Genomic DNA, 17,686 nt, shown 5'->3' with positions numbered 1-17,686 from the left:
TACACTGGATTGCCGGGTCAAGCCCGGCAATGACGGAGGAGGGTGTCATTGCGAGCCGCAGGCGAAGCAATCTTGTCCGAATGCGAAGGAGATTGCCACGTCGCTTTCGCTCCTCGCAATGACGGGAAAAACGGTGTCATTGCGCCAGCGAAGCAATCTTGCCCAGGCGCAGTTCATCCAGAATCCGGGGCAGTTCCCCGGCCAGGTACAGGGGAAGGGAAAGAAGGCGATACGACACGGGTGTGGTGCCGCCCTCCGTCCGGGCGGTATGGGTAATGTCCTGAATGCCGGGAAGATTAAGGTCGAACCGCACACACAGGCTTGCGTTTTTGTGAAGGACGAACTGTTGCAGGGATTTGAGGGCTCCGCTTTTGCCGGCCTTGACTTCCACCGGAATGACCTGACTGCCGCTTGCCGTCACAAAATCCACTTCCGCGTTGGCCGATTTTGCCTCCCGCAGCCAGTAGACCAGCCGGGGCGGCTCCTGGGGATTCATCAGGTGTTGCGCCACAAACTGTTCCGCGAGTTTTCCCTCATTGACAAGGGCATGCCCGTCCAGGCGCTGAAGGGTGGTCCAGTCCAGCCCGGTGAGCCAGGCGGCCATGCCCACATCCATGAACACCAGCTTATAGACATTTTCATGAATGTCCGCCAGAAGCGGGACCCCGGAGCAGTTACCGTGAAATACCTGGTGGCAGACCCGCGCCTTGACCAGCAGATCGATAACGGCCCGGACCTCCCGTGATTTATCTTCCCGGGAGATGTTGCTGTATTTGACTTTCTGGCCGATCATCCGGGGAATCTGCCGGAACACCTTCTGCATCAGGGCCAGGTCTTTTTGCCGGGCGTATTTGGAAAAATCGTCCTGGTATGTTTCGGCGATGGAGCGATGAACATCCGTGACTTCGGGCAGGGCGTTTTCCGACACAAAGGCATAAACGGCCTCCGGCATTCCGCCCACGAACAGATGTTCCCGCTGGCGTTTGATCAGTTTTTCATGGGCAGCCAGGGGGATGGACGTGCCGGGATGAAATTCGGAAAGATACGGGGCCAGGGCGGGCTCTGTTGCATTTAAAAATTCCCCGAAGGTCAGGGGACCCAGATGGTAATATTCGATGCGGCCGACCGGCATGGAAAAATGATGGTTTGAAAGGGCAAATTCCAGCAGGGAGCCGGCGGCAATGACCGGCAGGTCCGGCAGGGTTTCGTAGAAATAGCGGAGTGCGGCAATGGCATGGGGGGTGGCCTGAATCTCGTCCAAAAACAGAACCGCGTTCGGGGAGTGGATGCGGCGGCCGGCAAGGGCGTCCAGCTCCCGCAGTATCACATCCATGTCCAGTGACTTGAAGATATTGTCCAGGTACAGGTGCTGCTCCAGGTTGATCTCATTTAAGACCAGCTTGTTTTTTTCGGCAAACCGGCGCACCAGGGTGGATTTGCCCACCTGGCGGGCACCCCTTATGACCAGGGGCTTGCGGCGTTTTTTCTGGTGCCAGACATACAGGTCTTTTTCAGCGTTTCGATAAATCATGGATAAAACATACCCGTTTTTTAACCACAAAGTCAACAAAAAACAGGTTTGTTTCCGTCATTGCGATCCCGCCAAGGCGGGACAGGGCCGCGAAGCAATCTTGAACGGATGCGAAGGAGATTGCCACGTCGCTTTCGCTCCTCGCAATGACTTAAAAAATAAAGGCGCAATGACGGAGGAGGCGCAAAGGGTCTTTCGGAAAGGCCGCCTCATTTTTTTCTTGACACGAACCCGTTTGTGAACTAAGTTAAATTTAACTTTGTTCAATTTTAGAATAGAAAGGCTTGAACCATGGCAAAAGTAATTGTGCTGGGCGGATGCGGGGCCGTGGGCCGGGTGGTGGTAAAGACCCTGGCCGCGGATGATACGTTTGACGAGATTGTGATCGGGGATCTCGACCTGGACACGGCAAAAACCCTGGCCGGTCAGATAAAGGGCAAGCCGGTTTCCGCGACCGGCGTCAATGCACTTGAACCGGAAACCGTGAAAAAGGCCATTGCCGGCTGCGACCTGGTGGTCAACTGTGTGGGCCCGTTTTACAAGACCGTGATGCCCATTGTGGAGGCTGTCATCGAAAGCGGCATCCATTATGTGGACATCTGCGACGACGTGGATGTGACTTTCGATCTGCTGGACATGAGCCCCAGGGCCGAGGCCGCGGGCCTCACCATGCTCATCGGCATGGGCAACTCGCCGGGCGCCACCAACCTGCTGGCCAAACTGGCCGCCGACCACCTGCTGGACGAGACCGAGGCCGTGGACATCTTTCACGCCCACGGTGGCGAGCCTTTTGAAGGCAAGGGCGTGATCGGACACCGGTTTCACTGCATGTCCATCGACATTCCCATGTTTTTAGACGGACAGCTTCAGTATGTAAAATTTTTTGAGCCCGACGGCATGGCCCTGCGCCGGTCTTTTGATTTTCCCATTGTGGGCGACACCATGGTCTATCCCTATCCCCACCCGGAGCAGGTGACCCTGCCCCAGTATTTGAAGGTAAAGCAGGTGACCAACCGGGGCACCATTCTGCCGGCCGCCTATTATCAATTGACCATGGATGTCTGCCGGCTGGGCATGGCAGACAAAACGCCCATAGACATTAACGGCGTTCCGGTAAGCCCTTATGATTTCGCCACAGCCTTTCTGATCCGGGAGCGGGACAGGATACTTGCCGATACCGGGTTCGGCACGCAAAAGGGATGCACCTCCACGGTGGTGACCGGCAAAAAGGACGGCCGCCGCCAGGAACTGCGGTTTCACATGGCCTCGGCCTCCCAGGCCCTGGGAGAGGGCACCGGCATTCCCGCGGCCCTGGGCGCCATCCTGGTCCAGCAGGGCAAGGTAAACCGGAGGGGCATTTTCCCGCCCGAAGCCGGGGTCAACCCCCTGGATTTTGTGTCCCTGATTCCGGCGGTGCTGGAAAAAGAGAGTGCCGGTGATCCGTCCCGGGCCGCGCAGCTGACCATCGACATTATTGACGATGCCGGAAAGAAGACCACCATGGATATGATGGATGCGGCAAAAATGCTGGCTTCGTAAAAAGCCCAATTGCCGCAAGGCGGCCGGCCGCGTTGCGCTGTCCACGCACGTCATTGCGAGGAGCGTAGCGACGACGCAATCTCCTTCGCATATGGACAAGATTGCTTCGCTGCGCTCGCAATGACGTGGAGGGTGGACAAGATTGCTTCGCTGCGCTTCCGCCGTCGCCAAAGGCTATGGCGGACAGGCGCAATGACGTGGTGGGCGGACAGGGCGTTACAACCAGCCAGAACCGACAAAAGAGGGGAAAACCCATGGCAGCGGAAAAATTCATACTGGCCATTGACCACGGCACATCCGGCGTAAAAACCGCCATTGTTTCGGTTGCCGGCCGGGTGGTGGATGCCGCCTTTGAAAAAACCGGCCTGCACTTTCTTCCCAACGGCGGGGTGGAGCAGGACCCGGAACAGTGGTGGGAAGCGGTGGTGGCCACCTCGGCCCGGCTGATGGCAGGCGGAAAGGTCAATAAAAAGCAGATCGCCGCGGTGTCGGTTTCCAGCACCTTTTCCTCCACCGTGGCCGTGGATGCAAGGGGCCGTGCCCTGACCAACGCCATCACCTGGATGGACACCCGGGGCGGGCCCTATGTCAAAAAGGCCATGGCCGGGTTTCCCAGCTTTGACGGCTACGGCATTTTCAAGGCCCTGCGATGGGTGGCCGTAACCGGGGGCGCGCCCACGCTGTCCGGCAAGGACGATATCGGCCACGTGCTGCTGGTGAAAAACGAGTTTCCCGAGATATACGAACAGACCCACCTTTTTTTGCCCAGCAAGGATTTTCTCAACTTCCGGCTTACCGGAAAAATGGCCGCCACCTTTGACTCGGTCCATCTTTTCTGGGTGACCGACATTCGGGATATTAACAACATCCGGTACGACGACCGGCTGATTCGCGGATTCGGCATCGACCGGGAAAAGCTGCCGCCCCTGGTGGCGTCCACCGATATCCTGGGGCCGATCACCGATGAAACCGCCGATCGGATGGGCCTTGCCAGGGGCACGCCCGTGGTGGCGGGCTCGCCGGACCACCAGAGCGCCTGCATCGGCTCCGGCGCGGTGGAGGATTTTGCCGGCCACCTGTACATCGGCACCTCTTCCTGGGTCCAGTGCATGGTGCCGTTTAAGAAGACTGACGTGCTTCACTCGGTGGCCTCTTTTCCCACGGCCATTTGCGGCAAATACCAGGCGGTAAACGAACAGGACATTGCCGGCGAGGCCTTGGACTTTTTTGTTGAAAACTTTTTTTTCGGCCCGCCCGGCACGTCGGGACGGGACATTTACCAGTATGTCAACCAGCTGGCCGAGCAGGCCCCGGCCGGCAGCGGCCGCCTGATCTTCACGCCCTGGCTCAACGGCGAGCGCACCCCGGTGGACAACGAAACCATTCGGGGCGGGCTGTTCAACCTCTCCCAGACCGCCTCCACCGGCCATATCCTTCGGGCCGTGATGGAGGGGGTGGCCTATAACAACCGCTGGAGCCTGGGATATGTGGAGAAGTTTGTCGGCCGGAAACTGGAGACGCTGAACATTATCGGCGGCGGCGCAAAGTCCGACCTGTGGTGCCGGATTTTTGCCGACGTGATGGACCGGCAGGTGCGCCGGGTCAAGGCCCCCATGATGGCCAACGCCCGGGGCGCGGCCTTTATCGCGGCCGTGGCCCTGGGAGAGATCGGGTTTGACGATATTCCCAAGCTGGTGCCCATTGACCGGGTGTTTGATCCCCGGCCGGAAAACCGGGAAATTTATGACACGCTCTACGCGCAGTTTTTGAAGCTTTACCGTGCCCATAAAAAAATCTGCAAAACGCTTAACCGGAACAACCCCTGATGAAAAAGCCCCGCAGTCCTGAAGCGATCGACGCCATAAAAGCCGTCATTCTGGACCATGCCCTGGATATTATCGTGAGCCAGGGGCTGGATGACCTGACCATGCGCAACCTGGCCCGCCGCGCGAAGATGACGGCCCCGAACCTCTACAACTACTATTCGGGAAAAGACGAGATTTACCTTGCCCTGGTGGTCAAGGGGTTTGAAATGCTGCACGCGGACCTGAAGGCGGCTTACGAAGGCTCCGGCAACATCCGCAAGCGGGCAAAGGCCATGCTGGAGGCCTACCTGCGGTTCGGTATGGAAAATTCCCGTTACTACGACATCATGTTCGTGCTGCCCACGCCCAAGTACGATGACTATAAAGGCACGCCGTTTGAAGCCCTGTCCGAGACCGAGTACCGGCTCTCCATGGAGATCGCGGCCATGGCGGAAAAGGCCATTGAAAAGGTTTACGGCCGGAAGGTGGACAAGGCCGTTGTGACCCGCCGCCTGATCCAGGTCTGGAGCCTGGTCCACGGCATGGTGAGCCTGCACAACAGCCAGGTGGCCGCCTACGTGGCCGAAGACCTGCCGTCCATCTACCGCGACTCCATCGATGAGCTGATCGACCTGGTCGAACGACTGTAAGGCGGAAGCGCCGGATTGACACCCCATGCCGGCTGCTGTACCATCAGTACTGCCTGGCGGCTTCGTAAAAAGCCCAATTTCTGCGTTGCGCTGCATCCATCGTCACTGCGGCGTACGCTCAGTACGCCTCATTCCTCTGAATTTGCGCGCCTTGAACTTGAACTTTTTACGAAGCCGCCTGGATTTTGATTTTTTATGATGGCATCGTGTCTGGCCGTAAAAAGCGGCGACACATGGACGGCGGTGCAGAAAATTCGATCCCGATAGCGATCCCGATCCCGATAGAGATAGAGATTTGGATTAACCAGCAAACCGCCGTCGGATAACAACGATTTTAAAATCAGGAATATCCACCATGCTGCCAGTCGATATTTTTGCCTATCTTTCCCGGAAAGTGATGGGCCAGGACGAGGTTCTCAGGCAGGTAGCGGTTTCGGTCTACAAGCACATTCACGGCATCAAGTGGAGCAACATTCTGCTGATCGGAAACAGCGGGACCGGCAAAACCACCCTGATGAATGCCGTTGGCCAGTTTTACCGGGATCACGCCGATCTGGATCGATACCAGGCCATGTGCGTGATGAATGCCAACACCCTGGTGGACGAGGCCGGTGAAGTCAATCTGCACCGGATATTCAAGGACATCGAGGCAGGGGTCCGCAACCGGCTGGGCACGGATGTCACGGCCGAGGCGTTGAAGGCCCATATTGAAAACGCCACGGTCTGCCTGGACGAGATCGACAAGATATCGGCACAGATTTCCGGCAGAACCAACGTGACCGGCATTTCCATTCAACAGGCCCTGCTTACCATTCTGGAAGGGGAGACCCTGTCCATTGAAACATCCGTGGTCCGAGAGGGAAAAACGCGGCGCGTCCGGGTTCCCATAGACACGGGCAGGATGCTGTTTATCTGCGGCGGCGCGTTCGAGGATCTTTACAGCCAGGTCTATGCCCTTACCGAGGAGGGAAAAGACGGCAGAAAATTAAAAGAGACCTATATCTGGGACGAGGCCAGGGAACGGCCGGAAAGAAAAATTATTTTCAGCCTGAAGGACTATATGCGGCTGGACGACCTGTTTGAATACGGCATGGTGCCCCAGTTCATATCCCGGTTCAGCGCCATCTCCGTTCTGGAAAACCTGGAAAGGGACGTGCTCAAGCACATTCTTTTAAACGCGGCCGATTCCCCCTACACCGGTGCAAAGCAGTATTTTGAGACCCTGGGCATTGACCTGGAGATCTCCGACGACGCCCTTGAGCTGATCGCCATCCATGCCGAGGCAAACACAAGAATCGGTGCAAGGGCCTTAAGAGAGGTGTTTAACCGGATCACGGCCGACCTTCAGTTTGACCCCTTTGGCTCAGGAAAGCTGATCAAAAAAGAGAACAAATGGCTGCTGGCCCTGGACAAAAGCGACATCGAAGGCTATCTGGCACCGGTGGCCGCGTAATCTGAACATTTCATCCTTCGGGAGAGTAACCCTGGTCCCGCCATCGGCGGGACTGTGTTGCAGGACATGCACGGATGTACGGCAGGGGCGAACCTTGTGTTCGCCCTTTGATGGGCAACCACAGGGGGTTTTCCCTACACTCGTGACTTTCCGCAAACCCATCACTGGCCGGCCGGTTTGACAACCCCCCACTCCACCAGGCGGTTGTAGGCGTACCGGGCCTGGTCCCCCTGGTTGACCTGTTTGAGATAGGCCACGTAATCGGCGGCGGCCTTCTGCCTGTTGTTCATCCCTTCGTAGGCATAGCCCCTGTAAAAAGCGGTGTTGGGGTTGCCGGGCAGCTTTTTCTCATAGGCGGTAAAATTGGCAACCGCCCCCTCAAACTGTTTCAGCTTGATTCTGGCAAAACCGCTCAGGTGGCTGGCCTGGGCCTCCTGGGGATAGACCTGTCCCGCGGTTTCCGAAAAGCGCAGGGCTTCTGCGTATTTTCCCTGGGAGAGCCGGCATTTGGCCATGATCACAAGGCCGGCATAGTCGGCCGGGGCAAGCTTCAGGCCCTGCTGCAGCGCGGTTTCAGCGGCATCAAAATTTTCCCTGGCCATGGCGGCTTCTCCTTTTTGAAACAGCTCAATGGCCGGTTTTATTTTGCGTAAAGACGCGGTGCTGTCCATGTATCGCTCCCGGTGAACGGGCAGGCTTTTGGCGGCGGCAAATTCGGCGCCGGCCTCGGCCACGGCTGTATCGTATCGCTCCTGGCTCATGGGGTGGGTGGAAAACAGCAGGGAGACCGCGTCGGTGCCGCCCTTGTGAAGGGAATTGAGCATGGCCATGAGACCGACCATGCCGTCGGTGCCGTATCCGCTTTGGGTCATGTAGGCCAGACCCAGGTGGTCGGCCTCCCGTTCATTGTCGCGGCTGTATCCGGCCAGAAGCGCGCCGGCGCCCAGCATGCCGAGCTGTTCGGCCACAGTGCCGAAGGCCGTGCCATGGGTGCCGATGTACGCGCTGACCCCGCCCACCAGGGTTTGGGTCACCATGCCCTTGGACATCTGCTGAGCCGTGTGCCGGGCATTGACATGGCCCAGCTCATGGCCCATCAGCGCGGCCAGTTCGGCCTCGCTTTCCAGGGAGAGCAGAATGCCCCGGGTGGCGGCGATGCTGCCGCCGGGAAAGGCGTAGGCATTGATGTAGGTGGCATTGACGCACCGGAAGGAGTAGGGCATCTGGGGCCGGTGCGTGTTTTTCACCAGGTTTGCGCCGACCTGCTGAACATAGCGGTTTACCGCCTGGTCCTGAATGGTTCCGTAGTCGGCGGAAAACTGGTGGGGCGCGTTCTGCCGGTCCACCTGGACCTCCCACTCCTCGGACACCAGCATGAGCTGTTTTTCACCGGTTACCGGGTTGATGGCGCACCCGAGAATCAGGCCGGCCGAAGCCAGGGCCGACATCTGCAGGAACTCCCGTCGGCTGAGGGTCTGTCGGGGCGCAGGGATGTGGGTCTTCATTCCATGTTGTCCTTTCACAAAGCGGGCGGTTGTCGGGATAAAAGCTGAACATGCTGTATTTGCAGATTAAACCCGGCTGTGCGAACGTGTCAAGCAAAGAAACCGCCATGGGGCAGTGGGCGCAAAGATCAGTGCACACGGCGGCATCGGGTAAAAGATTGACACCCGAATGCGGTCCTGCTATGGATACGTCTGTTTAAACAACGCCTTGGCCGGGTGTGGCAAATGAAAAAACGGTGGAAAAAATTTCTTTATTCCTGGCTGCTTCCCTATGTGGCCCTGATTGTGGTAAAGCTTCTTTCCCTGACCTTCCGGGTCGAGCGGATCGGCGAAGACCGGGAGCAGGCCCTTATAAAAAAGGACGGGGGCATCATCTACGCCTCCTGGCACCAGCGCTTTTTTCCGGGCATCGCCTTTTTCGCCACACGGAAACCCATCACCATTATGATCAGCCAGAGCAAGGACGGCGAAATGGCGGCCCGCGTCGTCGCCATTCTGGGCTGGCTCCCGGTGCGGGGGTCGTCCACCAGGGGAGGGAGAGAGGCCCTGGCTGAGATCAAGCGGCTGTCTGGCAGCGGGTACAAGATCGGCCATATCGTGGACGGCCCCCAGGGGCCCTTCGGCGTGGTCAAAGCCGGGCTGCTGCGCATCGCCCAGGTGTCGGGCAAGGCCATTGTGCCCACCATCACGTCGGCGGAAAAAAAGTGGGTGCTCAACAGCTGGGACCGGTTCATGGTGCCCAAGCCCTTTTCCCGGGTCAAGATTCGCTTCGGCGATCCCATTTATGTGCCGGCCGATCTTTCGGAAGATGCTTTTGAACAGAAGCGGCTGGAGGTGGAAAAGGCCATGTACGCGCTGTATGAAGATACGGACCGGATGTGGCCCCAGGACCGGGCGTGACGCGGCTAACCCGTGGCGGCAAACCGGCCCGTCCTGAATGAAGGGCGAAGTCTTCTTGACACACCCGTTCCCGCCATACTATAAAAAACGGTCAATGCGTTGGGTTTCAGCCAATTGCGTGTTTATGAGCAGCCGGTGCACCGGCTATACTTTTATCAATAATTTTAATGGAGGCGACAAATGGCGGACTGTTACATCAATATTTTTGTGGATGGTGATAAAGAGAGCAAACTCAGCGAAGCGGGCCTGGCCGGCGAAATAAAAGACGTGGGCGGCAAAAAGGCGATTCAGGTGAAGGCCAGCGAAAAAGAGCAGAAAAAACTGGTCAAGGGGTTTCCCGACCTGGCCTTTGATGATGCCAATGCCTGCGTTCTGCCCGAAACGGCTGAGAACACGGTGTTTGACATTATCTGCAACGCCAAGACCACCGATGTGATGAAAATGGCGATCATGAAGATTTACAACCCCCTGGCCGGCAAGGCCCCCCGTTCGGCCCAGCGGTAAGGCGTATAGTTTATCCGTTTTTACCCATTCAAAGGGAACCGGTTCTCCGGTTCCCTTTTTTATTGAATCGCCATGCGGGTTTTATCCGCTCTCACGGGATAGGTATTGAAAAAAACAACCGATCCCGATATGCTTTCCCTGTCGTTAAACATCCCGGTCCGTATTGACGAAAAATGTCCGGGCTCGGGGTAGGGACCAGCCCCGCGGCCATTTGTCCCGTTGTGCCATCCAGGGACCATGTTGCGGGCAGCGCAAAAAACCATAAGGAGGCGTCATGGACTTTAAAGATGTCGTTTACGGCAGGCGGGCCGTCAATTTTTTTGACCCGGATCGCGATGTTCCCGATGCCCTGCTGCGGGAAATCGTTGAAACGGCGGCCACGGCGCCGTCCGGGTTCAACATTCAGCCCTGGAGCCTGATGGTGTTAAGAAGCCGGGAGGAAAAATTGCGGCTTCAGCAGCATGCGTGGAAACAGGAAAAGGTCAGCGAGGCCCCGGTGACCCTGATCGTGCTGGCCGACATGGAGGGGTGGAAGCCGGGCAACCGGTTTGCGGAAAAAAACTTTGCCGAAATGGTCAAGGCCGGGGCCATGACCGAAGACAAGCGGGAGTGGTTCGAGAACGCCTGCCAGACCCTGTACGGCGCCTCCGAGGCCCGGGGTGTGGCCTTTGCCTGCAAGAATACCGCCTTTTTTGCCATGAACCTGATGCTGGCCGCCAAAAACAAAGGCGTGGACACCCATCCCATGGACGGTTTCGACCTAGACGCGGTGCACAAGGAGTTTGCGATTCCGGACAACTACTGGATTCCCCTGCTGATCGCCGTGGGTTATTTCAGGGGCGACAAGAAGCTGGACCCGCCCAAGTGGCGCAAGACCTATGACGAGATTGTCGTGAAGTTCTAAAGCGGTTAACCCGATATATGCGTTTCGATCCCGATCCCGATAGCGATTTCGATTTGGATAAATGGTGAAAAAATATAACTCCAGTGAATAGGATGCCGACATGACCCAAAACGATGTGATGATTTATTCCCTGAGCACATGCAGTCACTGCAAGTCCACCAAGCGGCTGCTCAATGAATGCAGCGTGGCCTATGATTTCGTGGATGTCGATCTGACCACCGGCGACGAGCGCAAGGCCATTCTGGATGATATCAAAAAGATCAACCCCAACTGCACCTTTCCCACCATCAAGATCAACGACAGGGTGATCGTGGGTTACAAGGAGCAGGAGATTCGGGAGGCGCTGGGCATTTCATGACACCGGAAAAGCTTTACGAGCAGCTTCAGTCGGTCCAGGAACCCAAAGGCTATTTTTTCAACAACGACCGGGAACTGGTGTTTGACCTGCTGTCGGCCCTGCTGACCAACAAGGAGCGCTACGGTTACATGTGCTGCCCCTGCCGGCTGGCATCCGGGGACCGGGAAAACGACAGGGACATTCTCTGCCCCTGCGGCTACCGGGAGGCGGACGTGGCCGAATACGGCAGCTGCTACTGCGCCCTTTATGTTTCAAAAGAGTGGAACGACGGCGCGGTTGACCGTGTCTATGTGCCGGAACGGCGGCCCGCGGAAAAGTTTGCGTTCTGACGACCGTCCGGATGATGTGACCGGTATAGTCGGCTGGCGCCGGCCGCGGGCTTCAACCCCGCCGGGCAACCGTGAAAAGTCTGCCGCTTGGTTCGATTCCAAGACCGGTCTTTATCTTTTAAAGGGGAGGCCCTTGTTGCCATGAAACCGATTCAACCGATTCTTTGTGCCGCAATTTTTTTTCTGATGCTTGTTCTGCCTCCTTTTGCCCGGGCCCAGGCCGAATGGACCGGCAACATCAATGGGTTTCTGGGCGCCAAGGCCCTGGATGAAGATGAATGGGAGCCGGCCCACGAACAGTCAGAGCTGGGCGTTGCCGTGGATTTTCGGAAAACCGGCTGGCCGGTCAACATTGCCATTGACCTGATGAGCGCCTACGGCGAGGGGTATGTTTTTTTGCCCGGTGCAGTCATTCTGGCTGAAAGCCGGACCGCGGAGCTGAACCTGGGGTTTCGCAAAATCTGGGACCATTTTCCCCATGTGCGGCCTTTTCTTGGCGCCGGCGTTTCCTTTATTGCCGCCGAAGCCGAAAGCTCGGCCTACGGCATAAGCATCTCCGACTCGGACCAGAGCCTGGGGTACTGGGCCGGCGGCGGTGTTTACTGGACCCTGGGGGACCATTTCAATATCGGCATGGAGCTCAAGGCCTCCTGGGCCGACGTGACCCTGGCGGGCATGACCGTCAATGCCGGCGGCGGCCACTTCGGGCTGCTGGCCGGGTATCACTGGTAATGGACTGAAAAAAGATTCAGGACATTACGATGACCCCCAAAAAATTTTATGACTGGCAGACCGCGGGCGGTACGGATGATGTGATGCGCCTGGTCGATTGCCTTGAACGGGCCGATATTCCATGGTGCGCCATCGGGAGGCATCGCCGTCAATCACTGGGCCGCTGAGCCCATGGTTACGCAAGACGTTGATTTTGTCGCTGTATAATCCGGCCGCCAGGCTCCCTCAACTCCTGACCGATTACCCCCCCCCTTTTTTTTTCTTGACACCGGCTTTTGCATCTCTTATATTGACTATACGTTCAATTTAAGAGATTGGCCTCCACACGGGAAACGTCATGGCCCAGGCAAAACAGACGCGCGGTCTGAGAAGAAACCTCAAGGAACAGCTGCGGCGTGACCAGATCAAGGAAGCGGCCATCAACCTGTTTTCCACCAAGGGTTACCAGCAGTCCACCATGGAGGACCTGGCCGCGGAAGCCGGTGTGAGCAAGTCCCTGATTTACTGGTACTGGGAAGGCAAGGGCGCCCTGCTCTCCGAACTGGTAGACACCTGCATGAACCGGTATATCGACCTTCTGACCGATGCGGTCAACTCCGATGATCCTTTTATTGACAGGTTTTACCGGACCCTGTGGCAGTATCTTGAAATTTCCCGGCAGAGCGACCGGCTTAACAAGCTGGTCCATTTCTGTTCCCTTCACACCCCCAAAGACAAAAAGGAAGATTTTGCCCGGCAGGTCAACAACCACTACCGGAAAGTCCTGGACCTGCTGGAAACGCTGATCAGCCAGGGGATAAAGACAGGCTATCTGCCCTCGGCAACGGACGGTCCGGCCATGGCCCTGGCCCTGCTCTCCCTGACCGAGGGTCATATCTACATGTCGATCCTGGAAGACCGCCTCTCCCTGGAGCGTGTCTACACCGGGATTTTCTTTCTGCTGTTTGACGCCCGGCAAAAAAACGGGTCAGGAAAAGCGAATTCGGGTGCGGCCAGTGCCGCACCATTATAATATTGAACGGTGAGTCAAGTAGCGATATAACGCAGTCAAATATTAAAGGGGGTGCCATGAACGATCAGCAACTTGCGGCCCTGTCGTCGTTCCGGGAAAAATTTCTGGGATTCGACATCGACGCCATTGACCGGGAGGCGGACGGCATGCTGACCGCCGGGGTCACTGTACGCCAGTTTCTCGACACCTGCATGCCGATTATGGCGGAGGTTGGAGAACGGTTTGAAAAGGGAGAATATTACCTTCCCCATCTGGTGATGGCCGGGGAAATGTTTAAAACCGCCAGCCGCAAGATCAAAGGCTCCGTGCAGGCCGGCGAGTCCGGGCCGGCCATTGCCGAAATCGTTCTGGGCACGCCCATGGGCGACATTCACGACCTGGGAAAGGACATCTTTGGGGTGCTGGCCGAGGCCAGCGGCTTTGCCGTTTACAACCTGGGTGTGGACGTGCCGCCGGAAGCCTTTATCGCCCGCCTGGAAGAGACCGGCGCCGCCTTTCTGGGACTTTCTTCCCTGCTGACCACCACCTTTGGCACCATTGAGCAGATCGTGGCCCTGCTGGATAAAAAGGGATTGCGCAAAAACACGCAGGTCATGCTCGGCGGCGGAGCCACGGAACAGAGCCTGGTGGAAAAGCTGGGCGTGGATTTTCAGACCCGGGACGCCTATGAGGGCATCTCCTTTATCAAGCGGCTGACCGACGGCGAGATGAAAGGAGGAAGCGCATGACAGCGGCACGGAAGATTTATGAAGAAGACACGATGACGGCCCAGGAGCGGTTTGACGCGGTGGTCCGCCTGGAGACCCCGGACCGGGTGCCGCTTTCCATGATGCTCTATTATTACGCGCCCATTCATGTCGGGGTCAAGATGAGCCAGTACATGACAGATCCGGCGGTCTACAAGCAGGTGATGAAAAAGCTGTGGGCCGATATCGGGCCCTGGGACATCTATTACAACATCAATCCTTCCTCCCGGCTGATGTACAACTACGTGATGATGATGCGCGAACTGTGGCCCGGCATTGAGCTGGAAGAAGACGCCATGGCCAAGATCGACGAAGTTCAGTACATGGAGCCGGAGGATTACGACCAGGCGATTGAATCTCCCAAATGGATGGCCGACATCCTTTTCCGGCTGCGCATGCTGCCCCGGTTCAGCCAGGAGGCGGAGGGCAAGAAAACGGCGGGCATGCTTGCGGCCATGGCATTCGGCATCATCCGGCAGGGCATTTTCTGGCGGTCCGATTTCAAATGGTGGCGGGACCAGGGGGCCGTGGTGCAGATGGGCTACCAGGCGGAAATGCCTTTTGACACCTTTTCCCAGGCCCGCAATGTGATCAACTTTTCCGCCGACCTGTTCAAGCGGCCCGAAAAGATCGGCCGGGCCGCCACCCACCTGTCCGAAAGCTTCGCGAATACAGCGGTCTGGACCGCCCGGCTCATGGGCGTGCCCACGGTGCAGTGTTACTGCCACCGCACCTCCAACAGTTTTATTTCGCCAAAACAGTTTGAGGATCTGGCCTTTCCCAGCATGGAGATCATTGTCAACCGGATCGTGGAGGCCGGCATGACGCCCATTCTGCACTGTGACGGCGACTGGGGCAAGAACTTAAAGACCCTGCGCCGCCTGCCGGCAAAAAAAGTTATCATTCAGCTCGACGGGCTCACCGACATCTTTGCCGCCAAGCAGGAGATCGGGGACCACATGTGCATTTTCGGTGACGTGCCGGCGGCCAAGCTGGTTACCGGAACGGTATCCGAGGTGGATGAATACTGCCACCGTCTGATTGAGGAGGTGGGCCGGGGAGGCGGCTTTATTCTCGCCGGTGGCTGAGAGATTCCACCCAACGCGAAAGCGGAAACCGTCCGTGCGATGGTTCAGGCAGTAAAAAAATATGGATACTACACAAAAAATGCATGATTGAAACAGTGGGGGATTAAGAGTAAGAGTAAGGGGAAGAACGATTACAGTCCTGTTTTAAAAGGACGCTCATTTGAAAACGTCATTGCGAGCGCAGCGAAGCAATCTTGAACTTAACCTGTGTCATTGCGAGCGCAGCGAAGCAATCTTGTCCATATGCGAAGGAGATTGCTTCGTCGCGTTGCTCCTCGCAATGACGGGAAATGCAAGGCTCCTCGCAATGACGGGAAATGCAAGGCTCCTCGCAATGACCGTGTATTCGGGTTTGAGAAAACCGGTTTGAATTAGCATCGGCATAAGATAAACGGAGAAACATCCTCATATAATGACGGAACATGCTCACACCGAAATGTAAAACCGGGAATATCGTTTTAGAACCCCTTGCGCCGGAAACTGACGCCCTGCTGGCCGGAACCATCGGCCAGCTGGGCTATCCCGGTGCCGAGGCCGTGACCGATAAGATATGGCCCCAGATTCACGGGGGTATTAAAACCTGCCTGGAGCTGGCCCGGCCAAAGACCCTGTGCCGGTCCACGCCGTTTAGGGCGCTGGAGAAAAAGGCGATCCGCGGAAACGGGCTTTTGCTGGAGACCGTGAACTGGACCCGGCTGGCGGCCCGCATGTCGGGAATTTGCGAGTTGTGCTGCTTTGCCGTTACCCTGGGTCCTGACATTGATAAAGTCATTAAGGATCTGAGTCCCACCGACATGGTGCGGGCCTTCATGCTGGACGCCGCTGCTTCAATACTGGCCGAACAGTACGCCGACCAGGTGCATCGGCAGGTCCGGCGCCATTATGAACAGGCGGGGGTGGAGGCCAGCGCCCGGTTCAGCCCGGGCTACTGCGACTGGCCCATTGCCATGGGCCAGGCCGCGATCTTCGCGTTCCTGGAGCCGGAAGCCATCGGCATTCACGCAGCATCCACGGGCCTGATGAAACCCCGCAAGTCGGTTACTGCCGCCGTTATCGCGGCAAAGGCCATGCCGGAACAGAGCCCCTGTTTTCTCTGCGCCCGGAAATGCGCTCACCGCCGGGCCCCGTACGCGGAAACCGAAACCAGCCGGTCCGAAGGTTCCATGCAATCCTAACAAAATTTTTATTTGGATTTAGGATGGACCTGCGATAGAATAAAGGCAAACTTACAGGACCGATGCCCCTGATGCCTTCCTCTGACAGCAAAAAATTTTTTGTCCTGGACACCAACGTTGTTCTGTATGATTTTCAGTGCATTTACTCCTTCAAAAACCATCATGTGGTGATTCCCATCACCCTGCTTGAAGAGCTGGACCGTTTCAAGCGGGGCCACGAAGCCATTCATTACAATGCCCGGGAGTTTTCACGGGAGCTGGACGCCCTGATCGGGGACCGCCTTCTCCACGAGGACGTGCCCCTGGATTCCGGGGGTTTTGTCCGGGTCGACACCAACATTCAGAAAGACAGTTACATCAAGGAGCTTTTCTGGGAAGACACCCCGGACCATCGCATTCTGTCCATTGCCTACAACCTGGCCAGGCAGCACGGCAACCCCCGGGTGGTGCTGGTGTCAAAAGACATCAACCTGAGAATGAAGGCCAAGAGCATTGGCATCCAGTCCGAGGACTACGAAACCGGAAAAATTCAGAACATCGATGATCTGTATACCGGCAAAAACCGGATCGAGGGAATCGAACACGCGGTGATTGACCGGCTTTTCAAGGAAACCGCCGTGCCCCTGGATGAGACCGGCCTGGACATCCTGCCCATTGCCAACGAAAATTTCATCCTTCGTAACGACAGCCAGAGCATTCTGTCTACCTGGGTAAAAAAGGAAAACGCATTAAAATTTGTCGAAAAAAAGCGGGCCTACGGCATAACCCCGAGAAACGCTGAACAGATATTTTCCTTAAACGCGCTGATGGACCCCCGCATCTCCCTGGTTTCCCTGTCGGGCAAGGCCGGCACCGGCAAAACCCTCATGGCCCTGGCCGCGGCCCTGGAGGTGCGAAAGCACTACAAGCAGATCTTTCTGGCCAGGCCGGTGGTCCCTCTGTCCAACCGGGACATCGGCTACCTGCCCGGAGATGTGGAAGAAAAGCTCAACCCCTACATGCAGCCCCTGTTTGACAACCTGTCGGTTATTCAGAACCAGTTTGCCGAAGAGTCCCCGGAATACAAGCGTATTGCCGAAATGATGATTCAGAAAAAGCTGGTGATTACGGCACTGACCTATATTCGGGGCCGCAGCCTTCCCTCCATCTATTTTATCGTGGACGAGGCACAGAACCTGACGCCCCACGAGGTCAAGACCATTATCACCCGGGCCGGTGAAGGCACCAAGGTGGTGTTCACCGGTGATCCCCACCAGATCGATACCCCCTACCTGGACTCCCGCAGCAACGGCCTGACCTGCTTGATCGATAAGATGAAGGGCCAGGAGATGTACGCCCACATCACCCTGGAAAAGGGGGAGCGATCGGCCCTGGCCGAGATTGCCTCGGATCTCCTGTAAGCCCTTTTCCCATAAATTCATTCATGATATTTAAATGCGGTACATGGGTTTCGAT

18 protein-coding genes are annotated in these 17,686 nt (G+C 57.0%); 16 read left to right on the top strand and 2 right to left on the bottom strand.

What is annotated here, in order from left to right; genetic code table 11:
- Positions 1-136: 136 nt before the first annotated feature.
- The gene (locus tag DOLE_RS15320) at positions 137-1,531 is read right to left on the bottom strand and encodes an ATP-binding protein (RefSeq protein ID WP_012176391.1); all 1,395 of its coding nucleotides are present in this window, start codon (positions 1,529-1,531) and stop codon (positions 137-139) included.
- Between the two features lie 291 nt (positions 1,532-1,822).
- Here DOLE_RS15320 and DOLE_RS15315 point away from each other — a divergent pair, with 291 nt between their 5' ends.
- The 4 genes from DOLE_RS15315 to DOLE_RS15300 all read left to right on the top strand — a co-directional run bounded on the left by DOLE_RS15315 (position 1,823) and on the right by DOLE_RS15300 (position 6,978).
- Positions 1,823-3,070 (top strand): saccharopine dehydrogenase family protein, encoded by a 1,248-nt coding sequence (locus DOLE_RS15315; RefSeq protein WP_012176390.1) that lies wholly within the window; start codon positions 1,823-1,825, stop codon positions 3,068-3,070.
- Positions 3,071-3,324: 254 nt separating this feature from the next.
- Positions 3,325-4,896, top strand: coding sequence for a xylulokinase (locus DOLE_RS15310; protein ID WP_012176389.1), 1,572 nt, complete (start codon positions 3,325-3,327; stop codon positions 4,894-4,896).
- Positions 4,896-5,525 carry a TetR/AcrR family transcriptional regulator gene (locus DOLE_RS15305; RefSeq protein WP_012176388.1) on the top strand — a complete coding sequence of 210 codons (630 nt, stop codon included), beginning with the start codon at positions 4,896-4,898 and terminating at the stop codon, positions 5,523-5,525. The genes DOLE_RS15310 and DOLE_RS15305 overlap by 1 nt, the downstream gene beginning before the upstream one ends.
- A gap of 355 nt (positions 5,526-5,880) precedes the next feature.
- Entirely contained in the window at positions 5,881-6,978 is a 1,098-nt protein-coding gene (locus DOLE_RS15300) for an AAA family ATPase (RefSeq protein WP_012176387.1), read from the top strand.
- A 161-nt stretch (positions 6,979-7,139) separates the two neighbouring features.
- On the opposite strand, the gene DOLE_RS15295 is transcribed toward DOLE_RS15300, so the two are convergent.
- Positions 7,140-8,483 carry a M48 family metalloprotease gene (locus tag DOLE_RS15295; protein ID WP_012176386.1) on the bottom strand — a complete coding sequence of 448 codons (1,344 nt, stop codon included), beginning with the start codon at positions 8,481-8,483 and terminating at the stop codon, positions 7,140-7,142.
- Positions 8,484-8,708: 225 nt separating this feature from the next.
- Here DOLE_RS15295 and DOLE_RS15290 point away from each other — a divergent pair, with 225 nt between their 5' ends.
- The 12 genes from DOLE_RS15290 to DOLE_RS15240 all read left to right on the top strand — a co-directional run bounded on the left by DOLE_RS15290 (position 8,709) and on the right by DOLE_RS15240 (position 17,631).
- On the top strand, positions 8,709-9,383 hold the full coding sequence (locus DOLE_RS15290) for a lysophospholipid acyltransferase family protein (RefSeq protein WP_012176385.1): 675 nt from the start codon (positions 8,709-8,711) through the stop codon (positions 9,381-9,383).
- A gap of 180 nt (positions 9,384-9,563) precedes the next feature.
- Complete coding sequence (locus DOLE_RS15285) at positions 9,564-9,887, top strand: DUF6955 family protein (protein ID WP_012176384.1); 324 nt, start codon at positions 9,564-9,566, stop codon at positions 9,885-9,887.
- Positions 9,888-10,161: 274 nt separating this feature from the next.
- Positions 10,162-10,791, top strand: a complete 630-nt coding sequence (locus DOLE_RS15280; protein WP_012176383.1) for a nitroreductase family protein — start codon at positions 10,162-10,164, stop codon at positions 10,789-10,791.
- A 100-nt stretch (positions 10,792-10,891) separates the two neighbouring features.
- Positions 10,892-11,149, top strand: a complete 258-nt coding sequence (locus DOLE_RS15275) for a glutaredoxin family protein (protein WP_012176382.1) — start codon at positions 10,892-10,894, stop codon at positions 11,147-11,149.
- Entirely contained in the window at positions 11,146-11,478 is a 333-nt protein-coding gene (locus tag DOLE_RS15270; RefSeq protein WP_012176381.1) for a ferredoxin-thioredoxin reductase catalytic domain-containing protein, read from the top strand. The genes DOLE_RS15275 and DOLE_RS15270 overlap by 4 nt, the downstream gene beginning before the upstream one ends.
- Before the next feature lie 141 nt (positions 11,479-11,619).
- Positions 11,620-12,210 (top strand): hypothetical protein, encoded by a 591-nt coding sequence (locus DOLE_RS15265; RefSeq protein ID WP_012176380.1) that lies wholly within the window; start codon positions 11,620-11,622, stop codon positions 12,208-12,210.
- A gap of 29 nt (positions 12,211-12,239) precedes the next feature.
- A complete protein-coding gene (locus DOLE_RS18325; RefSeq protein ID WP_153304455.1) occupies positions 12,240-12,377 on the top strand; it encodes a hypothetical protein in 138 nt (45 codons plus the stop codon).
- 170 nt (positions 12,378-12,547) lie between these two features.
- Positions 12,548-13,222, top strand: coding sequence for a TetR/AcrR family transcriptional regulator (locus DOLE_RS17650; protein WP_012176379.1), 675 nt, complete (start codon positions 12,548-12,550; stop codon positions 13,220-13,222).
- A 56-nt stretch (positions 13,223-13,278) separates the two neighbouring features.
- Entirely contained in the window at positions 13,279-13,950 is a 672-nt protein-coding gene (locus DOLE_RS15255; protein ID WP_012176378.1) for a cobalamin B12-binding domain-containing protein, read from the top strand.
- Complete coding sequence (locus DOLE_RS15250; RefSeq protein WP_012176377.1) at positions 13,947-15,056, top strand: uroporphyrinogen decarboxylase family protein; 1,110 nt, start codon at positions 13,947-13,949, stop codon at positions 15,054-15,056. The genes DOLE_RS15255 and DOLE_RS15250 overlap by 4 nt, the downstream gene beginning before the upstream one ends.
- Before the next feature lie 422 nt (positions 15,057-15,478).
- The gene (locus DOLE_RS15245; RefSeq protein WP_012176376.1) at positions 15,479-16,231 is read left to right on the top strand and encodes a vitamin B12 dependent-methionine synthase activation domain-containing protein; all 753 of its coding nucleotides are present in this window, start codon (positions 15,479-15,481) and stop codon (positions 16,229-16,231) included.
- 71 nt (positions 16,232-16,302) lie between these two features.
- Positions 16,303-17,631, top strand: coding sequence for a PhoH family protein (locus DOLE_RS15240; RefSeq protein ID WP_012176375.1), 1,329 nt, complete (start codon positions 16,303-16,305; stop codon positions 17,629-17,631).
- Positions 17,632-17,686 lie beyond the last annotated feature (55 nt).

The organism is Desulfosudis oleivorans Hxd3 (genome assembly GCF_000018405.1).
Taxonomy (GTDB): domain Bacteria; phylum Desulfobacterota; class Desulfobacteria; order Desulfobacterales; family Desulfosudaceae; genus Desulfosudis; species Desulfosudis oleivorans.
Note: the sequence above shows the minus strand (reverse complement) of the source record. Positions and strands in the feature narration are given on the sequence as shown.

Bases quoted from the DNA above. Each gene is read 5' to 3' on its own strand.
- DOLE_RS15280 (WP_012176383.1), top strand. From the start codon at position 10,162: ATGGACTTTAAAGATGTCGTTTACGGCAGGCGGGCCGTCAATTTTTTT.
- DOLE_RS17650 (WP_012176379.1), top strand. From the start codon at position 12,548: ATGGCCCAGGCAAAACAGACGCGCGGTCTGAGAAGAAACCTCAAGGAA.
- DOLE_RS15285 (WP_012176384.1), top strand. From the start codon at position 9,564: ATGGCGGACTGTTACATCAATATTTTTGTGGATGGTGATAAAGAGAGC.
- DOLE_RS15305 (WP_012176388.1), top strand. From the start codon at position 4,896: ATGAAAAAGCCCCGCAGTCCTGAAGCGATCGACGCCATAAAAGCCGTC.
- DOLE_RS15240 (WP_012176375.1), top strand. From the start codon at position 16,303: ATGCCTTCCTCTGACAGCAAAAAATTTTTTGTCCTGGACACCAACGTT.
- DOLE_RS15265 (WP_012176380.1), top strand. From the start codon at position 11,620: ATGAAACCGATTCAACCGATTCTTTGTGCCGCAATTTTTTTTCTGATG.
- DOLE_RS15320 (WP_012176391.1), bottom strand. From the start codon at position 1,531: ATGATTTATCGAAACGCTGAAAAAGACCTGTATGTCTGGCACCAGAAA.
- DOLE_RS15245 (WP_012176376.1), top strand. From the start codon at position 15,479: ATGCTCACACCGAAATGTAAAACCGGGAATATCGTTTTAGAACCCCTT.
- DOLE_RS15255 (WP_012176378.1), top strand. From the start codon at position 13,279: ATGAACGATCAGCAACTTGCGGCCCTGTCGTCGTTCCGGGAAAAATTT.
- DOLE_RS15290 (WP_012176385.1), top strand. From the start codon at position 8,709: ATGAAAAAACGGTGGAAAAAATTTCTTTATTCCTGGCTGCTTCCCTAT.
- DOLE_RS15300 (WP_012176387.1), top strand. From the start codon at position 5,881: ATGCTGCCAGTCGATATTTTTGCCTATCTTTCCCGGAAAGTGATGGGC.
- DOLE_RS15250 (WP_012176377.1), top strand. From the start codon at position 13,947: ATGACAGCGGCACGGAAGATTTATGAAGAAGACACGATGACGGCCCAG.
- DOLE_RS18325 (WP_153304455.1), top strand. From the start codon at position 12,240: ATGACCCCCAAAAAATTTTATGACTGGCAGACCGCGGGCGGTACGGAT.
- DOLE_RS15315 (WP_012176390.1), top strand. From the start codon at position 1,823: ATGGCAAAAGTAATTGTGCTGGGCGGATGCGGGGCCGTGGGCCGGGTG.
- DOLE_RS15275 (WP_012176382.1), top strand. From the start codon at position 10,892: ATGACCCAAAACGATGTGATGATTTATTCCCTGAGCACATGCAGTCAC.
- DOLE_RS15310 (WP_012176389.1), top strand. From the start codon at position 3,325: ATGGCAGCGGAAAAATTCATACTGGCCATTGACCACGGCACATCCGGC.
- DOLE_RS15270 (WP_012176381.1), top strand. From the start codon at position 11,146: ATGACACCGGAAAAGCTTTACGAGCAGCTTCAGTCGGTCCAGGAACCC.
- DOLE_RS15295 (WP_012176386.1), bottom strand. From the start codon at position 8,483: ATGAAGACCCACATCCCTGCGCCCCGACAGACCCTCAGCCGACGGGAG.